This window comes from Stenotrophomonas sp. NPDC077461, assembly GCF_049545475.1.
Taxonomy (GTDB): domain Bacteria; phylum Pseudomonadota; class Gammaproteobacteria; order Xanthomonadales; family Xanthomonadaceae; genus Stenotrophomonas; species Stenotrophomonas nematodicola.
The window spans coordinates 333,352-345,519 of the sequence record NZ_JBMWDO010000003.1; the positions used below are offsets into that span (position 1 = coordinate 333,352).

General features: G+C 67.5%; 10 protein-coding genes. 9 read left to right on the forward strand and 1 reads right to left on the reverse strand.

The genetic code is table 11. From position 1 onward, the window contains the following. Window positions 1–41 precede the first annotated feature (41 nt). Entirely contained in the window at window positions 42–674 is a 633-nt protein-coding gene (catB, locus tag ACPEH8_RS08115) for a type B chloramphenicol O-acetyltransferase (protein WP_136002972.1), read from the reverse strand. A 196-nt stretch (window positions 675–870) separates the two neighbouring features. Between catB and ACPEH8_RS08120 the strand changes: the two genes are divergently transcribed. From ACPEH8_RS08120 to ACPEH8_RS08160, 9 genes are all read left to right on the forward strand, one after another. Further along, a complete protein-coding gene (locus ACPEH8_RS08120; RefSeq protein ID WP_053519454.1) occupies window positions 871–1,257 on the forward strand; it encodes a RidA family protein in 387 nt (128 codons plus the stop codon). Window positions 1,258–1,264: 7 nt separating this feature from the next. Next, the gene (recG, locus tag ACPEH8_RS08125) at window positions 1,265–3,376 is read left to right on the forward strand and encodes an ATP-dependent DNA helicase RecG (protein ID WP_136002974.1); all 2,112 of its coding nucleotides are present in this window, start codon (window positions 1,265–1,267) and stop codon (window positions 3,374–3,376) included. A 75-nt stretch (window positions 3,377–3,451) separates the two neighbouring features. Continuing rightward, window positions 3,452–4,390: a nucleoside hydrolase gene (locus ACPEH8_RS08130; protein WP_017356717.1), complete on the forward strand. Its 939-nt coding sequence runs from the start codon at window positions 3,452–3,454 to the stop codon at window positions 4,388–4,390. Between the two features lie 108 nt (window positions 4,391–4,498). Beyond that, window positions 4,499–4,765 (forward strand): type B 50S ribosomal protein L31, encoded by a 267-nt coding sequence (locus ACPEH8_RS08135; RefSeq protein ID WP_017356718.1) that lies wholly within the window; start codon window positions 4,499–4,501, stop codon window positions 4,763–4,765. A gap of 319 nt (window positions 4,766–5,084) precedes the next feature. Then, window positions 5,085–6,362: a citrate synthase gene (locus tag ACPEH8_RS08140; protein ID WP_423666474.1), complete on the forward strand. Its 1,278-nt coding sequence runs from the start codon at window positions 5,085–5,087 to the stop codon at window positions 6,360–6,362. Window positions 6,363–6,976: 614 nt separating this feature from the next. After that, the gene (locus ACPEH8_RS08145; RefSeq protein ID WP_262071782.1) at window positions 6,977–7,495 is read left to right on the forward strand and encodes a fimbrial protein; all 519 of its coding nucleotides are present in this window, start codon (window positions 6,977–6,979) and stop codon (window positions 7,493–7,495) included. A gap of 59 nt (window positions 7,496–7,554) precedes the next feature. Then, window positions 7,555–10,299, forward strand: a complete 2,745-nt coding sequence (locus ACPEH8_RS08150) for a TcfC E-set like domain-containing protein (protein ID WP_423666476.1) — start codon at window positions 7,555–7,557, stop codon at window positions 10,297–10,299. Next, window positions 10,296–11,423, forward strand: coding sequence for a CfaE/CblD family pilus tip adhesin (locus ACPEH8_RS08155; protein ID WP_166473397.1), 1,128 nt, complete (start codon window positions 10,296–10,298; stop codon window positions 11,421–11,423). Before ACPEH8_RS08150 ends, ACPEH8_RS08155 begins: the two co-directional genes overlap by 4 nt. Before the next feature lie 23 nt (window positions 11,424–11,446). Then, window positions 11,447–12,154 carry a pilus assembly protein gene (locus tag ACPEH8_RS08160; protein WP_313218823.1) on the forward strand — a complete coding sequence of 236 codons (708 nt, stop codon included), beginning with the start codon at window positions 11,447–11,449 and terminating at the stop codon, window positions 12,152–12,154. The last annotated feature ends 14 nt before the right edge of the window (window positions 12,155–12,168 follow it).

Below are 12,168 nucleotides of genomic sequence, written 5' to 3' on the forward strand. Positions count from 1 at the left end.
CGGATGCCTCTCCAACGGAGAGGGCTCTGACCCCCGCGACATCACGCGACGTGTTTGCGCCAGTAGGCATGCAGCGCGCCGATATCCCCAGCGGTCAGCAACGGCATCGCCGCCTTGATCTGCGCCAGCGGCCACTCCCACCAGGCCATTTCCAGCAACCGCGCGATGTCCTCCGCTTCGAACCGGCTGCGCAGCACCTTGGCCGGGTTGCCACCCACGATGGCGTAGGGCGCTACGTCACGGGTCACCAGTGCCCGGCTACCGATCACGGCACCATCGCCAATGCGCAGTCCCGGCAGGATCATCGCCTCGGCGCCGATCCACACATCGTTGCCGATCACGGTGTCACCGGCCGGCCTGAAGGCGTCATTGGCCGCGGCAAAGGCCGACTCTTCCTGCATGTAGAAGAACGGAAACGTCGATGCCCAATCGTGCCGGTGGCCTTGGTTGCCAGCCATGATGAAGCTGACGCCACTTCCGATCGAGCAGAAGCTGCCGATGATCAGCTTGTCCACGTCGTCGCGATCAGGCAGCAGGTAGCGCGCGCAGTCGTCGAAGCCGTGCCCGTGGTAATAGCCGGAGTAGTAGCTGTAGCGGCCGACGAGGATGTTGGGGTTGGTGACCATTTCGGTCAGCAGCTTGCCCTTGAAGGGGGAGTCGAACACGTTTGCCATGGCTTGGTCCCACAGGAATCAGCAGCCAGTCTACGGATGCGCCCGGCCCGGAGGCCATGAGTGGATGGTGCACCGGTAGCGCCGGGCCATGCCCGGCGAGCGCGCAGCGCGGCATGAACCAAACGTCGCCGGGCATGGCCCGGCGCTACCGGGTTGGTACAATCACCGCTCTGTTTTCCCAAGTACCGGAGCGACCATGTCCCGCCAGATCATCAACACCGAAAAGGCGCCTGCCGCCATCGGCCCTTACTCGCAGGCCGTGCGCGCCGGCAACACCGTGTACTTCTCCGGCCAGATCCCGCTGGATCCGGCGACCGGCGACATCGTCGGTGCCGGTGATGTCGAAGCCCAGGCGCGCCGCGCGTTCGACAACCTCAAGGCCGTGGCGGAAGCTGCCGGCGGCTCGCTGGACCAGGTCGTGCGCCTTGGCCTGTACCTGACCGACCTGGGCGAGTTCGCCAAGGTCAACGCTGTCATGCAGGACTACTTCCAGGCCCCGTTCCCGGCCCGTTCCACCATCGAAGTGTCCGGCCTGCCGAAGGGCGCCAACTTCGAGGTCGACGCGGTGATGGTCATCGACTGACCCCCACGTGGCACGCAAGTCGGCGGTCACCCCGGCCCTGACGCCTTCCGGCGACGCCTCCCTGGCGATGCTGGCCGGTGTCGGCCCGGCCGTGGCCGCCAAGCTGGCGGCGCGCGGCCTGTCCTCGCTGCAGGACCTGTGGCTGCATCTGCCGCTGCGCTATGAAGACCGCACCCGGCTGACCACCATCGCCCAGCTCCAGCCCGGCATGGCCGCGCAGGTGGAGGGCCGGGTCAGCGCGGTGGAGCGCGGGTTCCGCGGGCGACCGATGCTGAAGGTGGCCATCGAGGACGACTCGTACGGCACGCTGCTGCTGCGCTTTTTCCACTTCCGCGCCCAGCAGGTGGCGCAGTTCGCGGTGGGCGCGCGGGTGCGCTGCTATGGCACGGCCAAACCGGGCCAGCTTGGCCTGGAGATCGTGCATCCCAGTTACCGCGTGCTGGGCAGCCACGAGGATGACGAACTGGGTGACCGCCTCGACCCGGTCTATCCGGCCGTCGAGGGCGTCGGGCCGGCCACGATGCGCCGGTTCATCGGGCTGGCACTGGATCGCCTGCCCGACGAGGCCGCGCTGGAACTGCTCCCGCCCGACTGGTTGTCCGGGCTGGGGCTGCCGTCACTGCGCGCCGCGCTGCTGACCGTGCACCGTCCCCCGCCGGATGCGGACCTGGCTGCGTTGGCCGCCGGCCGCCACCCGGCGCAACGTCGACTGGCCATCGAGGAACTGCTGGCGCACCACCTCAGTCTGCGCCGCCAGCGCATGGCGCTGCAGGCGCACCACGCCCCCTCGCTGCGCGGGCAGGGTGCCCTGGTCGAGCGGCTGCGCGAGAGCCTGCCGTTCCGGCTGACCGGTGCGCAGCAGCGCGTGTACGAGCAGATCCGCAAGGACCTGGCCAAGGCGCATCCGATGCTGCGGCTGGTGCAGGGCGACGTCGGCTCGGGCAAGACCGTGGTCGCGGCGATGGCGGCGATGCTGGCGGTGGAGCGGGGCAAGCAGGTGGCGCTGGCTGCGCCGACCGAACTGCTCGCCGAGCAGCATCTGAACAACCTGCGCGGCTGGCTCGACCCCCTGGGCGTGCGCACGGCCTGGCTGGCCGGCAAGGTCACGGGCAAGGCGCGCGCCAAGGTGCTGGCCGAAGTGGCCTCGGGCGAGGCGCAGGTCGTGGTCGGCACCCATGCGCTGATGCAGGACAGCGTGGTGTTCAAGGATCTGGCGCTGGCCATCGTCGACGAGCAGCACCGCTTCGGCGTGCATCAGCGGCTGGCACTGCGCGACAAGGGCGCCGACGGGCGCAGCGTGCCGCATCAGCTGGTGATGACCGCCACGCCGATTCCGCGCACGCTGGCGATGTCCGAGTACGCGGACCTGGATGTCTCGGCGATCGACGAGCTGCCGCCGGGGCGAACGCCGGTGCAGACCGTCGCGCTCAACAACGACCGGCGCCCGGACCTGATCCAGCGCATCGCGGTGGCCTGTGCCGAAGGGCAGCAGGTGTACTGGGTGTGCACGCTGATCGAAGAGAGCGAGGAGCTCGATGCCACGCCTGCACAGGCCACGTTCGAATCGCTGCAGGCGCTGCTGCCGGGCGTGCGCGTGGGGCTGGTGCACGGGCGGCTGAAGGCCAGCGAAAAACTGGCCACGATGGTTGCGTTCAAGGCCGGTGAGATCGACCTGCTGGTGGCCACCACGGTCATCGAGGTCGGCGTGGACGTTCCCAATGCATCGTTGATGATCATCGAAAACGCCGAGCGGCTCGGCCTGGCGCAGCTGCACCAGCTGCGCGGGCGGGTCGGGCGCGGATCGGCAGTGTCGCGTTGCGTGCTGCTGTACCAGGCGCCGCTGTCGAACATGGCGCGTGCGCGGCTGGAGACCATGCGCCAGACCAACGATGGCTTCCTGATCGCCGAGAAGGACCTGGAGCTGCGCGGCCCCGGTGAACTGCTCGGCACCCGGCAGACCGGTCTGGCCGCGTTCCGCATGGCCGACCTGGCGCGAGACGCCGACCTGCTGCCCGGCGTGCACGCACTGGCCGAGCGCCTGCTCGCCGAAGCGCCTGCGGTGGCCGACACCGTGGTGCGGCGCTGGATCGGCTCGGCGGTGCGCTACGCGGCGGCCTGACAGGGCATCAGCCCCCGCCTTGTATTTGTCATGACAGGGTGCGAAAGTCCCTTGCCGATTATCAAGACGGCAAAGATGACCAAGAAGATTCCGCTGCTGATCGACACCGATCCGGGTGTCGACGACGCCCTGGCCCTGTTGATGGCCTTCGCCGATGAACGCCACGCGATCGTTGGCCTGACCATCGCCGCCGGCAATGTCGGCCTGGACCACACGGTCCGCAATGCCCTGAAACTGTGCGAAGTGGCTGGCCGCGACGATGTGCCGGTGTTCGCCGGTTGCGCCGACCCGCTGCTGCACCCCTCGGTGGATGCCGCCCACGTGCATGGCGCCGATGGCTTCGGCGACGTCAACCTGCCGCCCGCTGCCCGCACCGCCGAGGCCGAGCATGCCGCGCTGGCGATCCTGCGTCTGTCGCACCAGTACGCCGGTGAGCTGTTCCTGGTCGCGCTGGGCCCGCTGACCAACGTGGCGCTGGCGCTGAAGCTCGACCCCACCTTGCCGCAGCGCGTGAAGCGCTTCCTGGTGATGGGCGGGGCGGTGACCTGCCACGGCAACATCACCCCGGCTGCCGAGTTCAACATCGCCTTCGATCCGGAAGCGGCGCACGTGGTGTTCACCGGCTTCCCGCAGATCGAAGTGGCGGACTGGGAAGCCACCGTGGCCCACGGCCTGCTGCACAAGGACGTCGAGCAATGGCTGGCCGCCGACAGCGACAAGGCGCGCTTCTACGAACTGATCTCGCGCCAGACCCGCCTGTGGTCCGAAGACAGCCGCGGCGAGCGCTGGTTTGCGGCCGACGCCCTGGCGATGGCCTGGGCGCTGCAGCCGGAGGGGGCGATCCGGGTTGAATCGCGTCCGTTGAACGTGGAACTGGCCGGTGTCCACAGTCGGGGTGCTACCATTGTCGACTGGAACCGCCAGACGGGGCAGCCGGACAATACCCAGCTGCTGATGGCCTACGACCAGGGGCGCTTTGAAGCCCAGGTCCGGGCCGCCCTCGGGGTCCGGTAAGGCCGCCACGGCAGGCCTGTTCATGTAGCGGAGGTCCCGGCTTGCCCTGGAAGGGCGCCGGGACTATAATGCCGCGCTTACGTTTTTCATATTCTCTACGGTGTGTCCATGAAGGCCGATATCCATCCGAACTACCGTGACGTCGTTTTTCAGGACGTTACCTCTGATTTCAAGATCCTGACCCGCTCCACCATGGCGACGAAAGAAACCGTGCAGTGGGAAGACGGCAAGGAGTACCCGCTCGTCAAGATCGAAATCTCGTCCGCTTCGCACCCGTTCTACACGGGCAAGCACAAGGTGATCGACACCAGCGGCCGTATCGACAAGTTCCAGAAGCGTTTCGGCAAGCCGGCTCCGGCTGCTGCTGCCGAATAAGCGGTCCACGCTGCTGCATGAAAACAACGGTCGCCAGGCGGCCGTTGTTTTTTTTTGCCTGTTTGAACCCTGCTGGCGAATGAACGGCAGTTCATAAATTGTTGCTGCAGCAGCAACGCAGTGTCCATGCCGGTCGGCCCGGCAGCCGCGAATGCCTGCTGGAGCGGGGCGCGCACGCCCTGCGTCTACGACTTCCGTCCTAGGGCGTGGCAAATGGTGCTGTGCGATAATGACGTGATCCACAGCAGAGGCTGTGGACTTCCTTCACGTGCCTGCCCCATGCGCTTGGGTGGGCGCCTTCCCCTGAGGAGCGCACACAGTGTCCGATCTTGATCAGGTCACGCTCAACGCCGGCGATACGTCGGTTGTTCTGCCGGTCATCAAACCCACGCTTGGCAACGATTGCGTCGATATCTCCAAGCTGACCAAGGAAACCGGTCTCTTCACCTACGACTCCGGCTACACCGCCACCGCCAGCTGCAAGTCCGCCATCACCTACATTGACGGCGACAAGGGCGTGCTGCTGTATCGCGGCTACCCCATCGAGCAGCTCTCGGAAAAGTCCAGCTACGTCGAAGTGGTCTACCTGCTGATCAACGGCGAGCGTCCGGACGCCGCGCAGCTGAAGGCCTTCACCGATGAGCTGGCCGCCGAGGCCAACGTCGATGCGTCGATCAACACGCTGATCGCCAGCTTCGCCAAGGATGCCCACCCGATGGCCATCCTGGCGGCCGCAATCGCGCAGCTGTCGGGCATCTACCACGCGTCGCTGGACCTGTCCGACGCGGCACAGCGCCGCCAGGCCGCCGTGCGCCTGATCGCCAAGGTGCCGACGCTGTCCGCGCTGATCTACCGCCACGGCAAGGGCCTGCCGGCCAACACGCCGGACACCTCGCTGGATTACGTCAGCCGCTTCCTGAAGCAGACCTTCGAGTCCGCCGATGGCCAGTACGACCTGAACCCGGACGTGGTCAAGGCGCTGGACCTGCTGGTCATCCTGCATGCCGACCACGTGCAGAACGCCTCGACCTCGACCGTGCGCCTGGTCGGTTCGACCGGTGCCAACCCGTACGCTTCGGTAGCTGCCGGCGTCACCGCGCTGTGGGGTCCGGCCCACGGCGGTGCCAACGAAGCCGTGCTGAAGATGCTGGAAGAGATCGGCTCGGCCGACAACGTCGAAAGCGCTGTGCTCAAGGCCAAGGACAAGACCTCCGGCTTCCGCCTGATGGGCTTCGGCCACCGCGTGTACAAGAACTTCGACCCGCGCGCCAAGGTCATCGGTGAAATGACCGGCAAGGTGCTCAAGCAGCTTGGCGTGCAGGACCCGCTGCTCGACGTGGCCGTCAAGCTGGAGCAGGCCGCGCTGCAGGACGACTACTTCGTCGCCCGCAAGCTGTACCCGAACGTCGACTTCTACAGCGGCATCATCTACAAGGCGCTGCAGATCCCGACCGAAATGTTCACCGTCATGTTCGCCCTCGGCCGCACCTCCGGCTGGGTTGCGCATTGGCTGGAGCAGCAGGTTGATCCGGAAATGAAGATCGGCCGTCCGCGCCAGGTCTACACCGGCCACGACGTGCGCGACTACCAGGGCTGATCGCCCCGACGTTGCAACGCAGAAAACGCCTCCGCAAGGAGGCGTTTTTTTTTGCGCGTCGCGCGCTGGGCTGCGATGCCCGTGCCGACGCATGCTCCGCGCGTCGGCCTGCGGCCGTCACCTCCGCCTTCGTTTCCATCCACACGGGCATCGCGATTTACGTGTCGAGACCCCTGGCGTTTCACCGCTCCGTCCCGTTGATGTCGGGTGTCGACGTGCATTCGCGTCGCCAAGGGTCGCATGCGTCCCGACATTATCGTCGTGCGTCGTGGCAGAGAACATCGAACGCCCAGGTCATGGCGGATTCCGCCTGCGCAGGTGGGGCAATCGCGCCTGCGCGATGTCGTGTTCGACAGTCTGGAAAAACAGGCTTTTTTGCGTAGGAATGATAGTCGTGCATGACGACGCTGTGGTGAAAACCCCGCGTAGGAATTGGCGTGATTCGCGCGTCGCGTGCGCGCTGTCGCAGATGCACGGATTATCCATTCGTTTTAAGAATCGTTGCATGTCCAAATCACATTTCATTGACTAACGTGACCGCGCTGCTGGTACGCCCCGTTCGTACCGCAGTGCTTCCACTACGGAGGCTCCTTAAACCATCAGAGAGAGAAACCATGTCGCATATCTTCAAGAAGGCCGCGCTGGCCGTGGCACTCGTCGGCGCTTCGCTGTCGGCAAACGCTGCAGTGGAAGCCAACATCACCGTGTGGGCCAACGTCGATCCGACTCTGTCCCTGCTCAAGGCCGATGGCACCGCGCTGCCCGACGCGGTGCAGCTGGTCTACCGCGCCGGTGGTGCTGGCCTGGCCCCGTGGAGCGAGGATGTGCGCATCTTCAGCAACGACACCGAGAAGGACGTCACCGTGCGTCTGGCCGCCGACGCGGTACTGCGTCCCGATCTGGCGGCCCCCGGTGCCCAGAATGTCGACCTGGCGGTGAGCCTCAACGGTCGCGAGCTGGATACCACCGCCATCGACTTCGCCGCCGCCGACCTGTTCGAGAGCGCGATTCCGGGCGCTTCGATCGCCATGCCGCTGCGCGTGCAGCAGAAGACCTCCGGTGAAATCAGCCACGCCGGTCTGTACAGCGGCACCGTGGCACTCGTCGTCGCCCAGAGCGCCGGCACCCTGTAACTCCTCCTACCGTGCCGGCCCGTGCGCGGGCCGGCCGGCTATCGGTTGCACCTACCCTCATGTCGATATCTGCACCCGCCCTGACCCGGCTGGCGATCGCGCTCGCCCTGACGCTGGCCGTACCGGCCGTGCAGGCGCGGCCAGTGCCGGCCGGCTTTGAAGATCTCGCCACCGGCCAGGCCGAGCGCGTCGAGGTACGCCTGTTCGGGCGCTCGGCCGGCCTGTGGTCGGCATGGGTCACGCTGGACACCGTGCAACTGGACCAGCCAGTGCAGGTGCTCAATGCACTGGGCCTGGCGGCCGACGCGCAGGAAGCGCTGCGGGCCGCGCTGGCGGCCCCCTTGCCGCGCAACAGCCACCTGGCCTGCCCGTACGGCCAGCCCAATCCGGGCTGCGGCTGGATCGACAGCCCCGGCGACCCCGCGCAGGTGCGCGCCATTTTCGATGAAGGCGAGGGCGTGCTGATGCTCTTCCCGGCACGCCAGTGGCTGCCGCAGCAGACGGCCGCGCCGTCGCCGTTCCACCAGGTCAGCGAGCAGGCGCAGAACGCACTGCTGCACCAGCAGACCATCAACCTCAGCGGTGGCGACGGCTACCAGGCGCTGAACATGCAGGGCAGCGGCGCGCTTGGCGTGCTGCGCAACGGACATATCGGCGGCAGTTGGAACTCCAGCCGCCAGGCGCGCCAGGGTGCCGATACGCACGACCGCTTCCACCTGGACGATCTCTACTACCGCCACGACCTGGCGCAGCGTCATTACCTGCAGCTGGGACGCATGGACCGGCGCAACCTGTCCAGCCAGCAGGGCGGCACCTTCAGCTTCGGCATGCTGCCGCTGGACCGTTTCGAAGGCCTGCGCGTGGGCACCACACAGGCCTATGTGGATGCCGACGCCAGCATCGCGTCCACGCCGCTGACCGTGCTGCTCGGTCGCGACGCGCGCGTGGATGCGTTCGACGGCGACCGCCTGCTGCAGACCTTCTATCTCCAGGCCGGCGTCAACGACCTGGACACCCGCCGCTTTCCCGCCGGCACCTACATCGTCACCCTGCGGATCTACGAAGACGGCCGTTTCGTGCGTAGCGAAGAGGCGCCGTTCAGCCGCGGTGGCGACTGGTCCGACCGCAGCGTGCAGTGGTTCGTACAGGGCGGACGGCGGCGGGCGCACAGCGCGCGCGAGCGCGACGCCGCGCCCTCGGATACCGCCCTGCAGGCGGGGCTGCGCGTGCCGTTCACGCGCAACTACGGCATGACGCTCGGCGTCGCCCGCGTGGCCGATACCGGCTACGGCGAACTTCGCCTGGAAGGCCGCCAGCGGCTGGGCGATCATGATCTGCAGGCGATGGTCAGCGCGATCAGCGGTGGCGACGGAAGTCACGGCATGCAGCAGCAGCTGAGCTATCGCCACGTCGCCTCGTGGAACCTCTACCGCCAGCGCCTGCGCGGCGGTGCCTGCGGCGGCAGTACCCCACTGCAGCGCGATCGTTTCGGCTGCACCGATTCGCTCAGCGCCTCGGTATCGATACCCTTGTTCGGCGGCAGCCTGTATCTGGGCCACACGCGACGCCGCAGCCACTCCCCGGAGTGGACGCTGCCCGACGGCAGCGACGAGGCCTGGAACGGTCTGCCGCCCGGGCTGCTGCCGCCGCCCGTGCCCACGCTGCGCCCGGCGCAGACGGCGCGCAGCGTACAGGCCAGCTACAGCCACACCCGGCAGTGGCGCGGCCTGGCCTTGGGCAGCCGCCTGGGCGTGTGGCAGCAGGACAACGATACCGGCAACGGGCTTGGCGCCCACCGCGATCGAGGTGTGTATCTGAACCTGACCGTGGCGCGGCTGCGGCGGATCGAGAACGGCAGTCTGCAGCAGCGCGTGGCGCTGGACATGCGGCGGCCGGCACACGGCGAGACGGACCACCGCCTGGGTCTGTCGCAGTCGCTGCGCCAGGAGCATGACGGCGTCGCACGCGAGCTGAGCGGTGAACTGAGCGGACGCACTGAGGACCGCTACAACGCGCTGGTGAGCGCACGCCTCGACAACGCGATGGGGCAGACCGGCGCCGCCGTGTCGTACTACCGGCAACCCGGCGGCGGCGAGATGTCCTACAGCGTCAATCATTCCTCCGGCGTGGCGCTGTCCGCCCAGGGCTTGTTCTGGGGCGGTGCGTACGGTGCCGATGCCGGCGTGGCGGTCAGCGTGGACAACGCGCTGGACCTGGATCTGCGCGGCGCTGCTGCCGAGGTACGTGCCGGCAACAATCGCCGCCAGACCCTCGGCTTCGGCCAGCGCCGCCTGCTGCCGCTGGGCGGCTACCAGCGCCACCGTGTGGATGTGCAGGACCTCAGTGCGCACGACAGTGAGGTTGCCGTGCGCGTGGCACGGCTGGGCGCGGCGCAGCATGCGTTCCTGCCGCCGGGCAAGGTGATCGCCCTGCCGATCGGGCTGGAGGTGACCTATACCTTCATCGGCAACGCGCGCGACATCGCCGGCGCGCCGCTGGACGGCGCCCGCATTCTCAACGCGCCGGTGCCGTCGCTGGGCAGCGATGGCGGCTTCATCGCCGAGTTCCCGCAGCGCGAACCGGTGCTCTACCTGCTGCAGGCCGAGCGCCTGCTGCAGTGCCCGCTGACCGTGCGCGAACGCCGCAGCGTGGTGCTGCTGGTTGGCGACGTGCAGTGCGAGCCGCTGGCGCTGGAGCGCCTGCCGGCGCCGATCCGCTACCAGGCCCGCGTGCAGCGGCTGTTGAACGAACTGGCCCCGGTGGCACGCCGGACCGACGGCAATGCGATGGGAGAGGTGCGATGAGAACGTGGCTGCTGGCGACGGCATTGGTGTGGGGTCTGTTGGCCAGCGCGGCGGTGCATGCGCAGCGCCCGCCACTGACTACCCCGGCAACCGGCGTGATCACCACCGAGGTGGCGCGCAGCTTCGACCGGTCGGCGCCGGAGGCGCTGGAACTCTGGGCGCCGCGCACGGTACTGGGATACGGCGAAGTGGATCTGAACTACGGAAAGATCCATCTCACATGTGGGTCGGATCCTGCGCTCGGGCGGTGTCCCACGCGGGATACGGGTGAGCCGTCGTCCAGAAGCACGATTCCCGTTCAGTTCCGCGATCAACGCAGCGGTCAGCGCATCGACGTCAACGTCACCGGCTGGCTGGAGCGTGTGGAGTGGCAACGCTATTGCAGCGTCGACTATTGGGATCACCAGGAGTATCCGCTCTGGACTTCATTCAACAGCGACTGCCTGATACCGCCCGGCGGCACCGCAGCAGCACTGGTTGTGCAGGCGGAGGACCTGCACAACCTGGTCGCAGGTCGCTGGCTCGCTGAGCTTCATCTTGACCTTCGCATCGATCCGGACGGTCCGGTCATTGCCACCCACGTCTTCAAGTTCGATCTGACCATCACCGACCGCGACCGGGTCATGATCTACCTGCCCGAGTTCGGTCTGGCCCCGCCGCTGGTCGGCCTCCAGCTCGACTATCGCCCGGTGCCGTACCCGGCCACGATCGGCGGTACCACGGTGCTGGACATGTGCCTGTACGACGGCATGGGTTCGCAGAGCGAATACCTGGGCATCACCGCACGCGACATGGGCCCGGCCGCCCCCGGCCGCCCGGACACGCAGTACTCGGTCTGGCACCGCGACGGCGGCCGTGACCCGCACGATCGCGTGGACTACCAGCTCACGCTCGCCCACAACGGGCAGCGCATCGCGCTGCGCAACAACGATGAAGTGCTGCTGCGCGGTATCGACACCGCCGAACTGCGCCTGGTGATGCTGCCCGACATGAACCAGTGGGTGTACTGCGTGCCCACCCCGCTGACCCTCGACACGCCCCGGGTACCCGCCGCCGACAAGCGCGAAGGCTACTACGAGGGCCGGCTCACGCTCGAGATGCGCCTGCCCACCACCCGCCTGTGATACCCCGACTGGAACCCCGTCCGATGACCAAGACCTGCCTTGCCGGCGTGCTTCTGCTCGCCCTGCTGCCCGCCACCCCGGCGCTGGCCAACCTCAACGTCCACCCGATGCGCGTGCATGCCGAAGCCGGCAAGACCGCCACCGTGCGCGTGCATTCGCAATCGCCGCAGCCGCAGTACGTGCAGGCCACGGTGAAACGCATCCTGCATCCGGCGACCGAAGACGAGCAGGAAGTCGACGAAGCCATCGGCAGCGCCACGGTGATGGCGGTCACCCCGGGCAAGTTCGGCCTCGCCGGCGGCGGCAACCGCCTGGTGCGGATCATTCCGCTGCAGCCGGTCCAGGAGGAAACCGCGTTCCGCGTGTATTTCGAAGGCGTGCGCGGTTCCTACGACAGCGAGCCGGCAGTGCAGGTCCAGGGCACTGGCGCCACCTTGGGTGTGAGCCTGGTCTGGGGAGTGCTGGTCAACGTGCTGCCTGCAGATGGGCGCGTGGAGATGCAGCTGGAAGGCGACCGCCTGGTCAACCGCGGCACGTTGCGACTGGGCGTCAATCATGTCCAGGACTGCGATGCCAGCGGCGTCTGCACGTCCCACGAGGTCAAACGCAGCCTCTACCCGGGCGCGGCAATGACCCTGCCGTTCGTGCCGCGCCCCGGTGGGCGCGTGGAGATCGACTACCGGCTCAGCCATGCCGGCTACCGCGACCACCACCAGACCCTGTTGCCCTGAGCGCCGCGGCATCG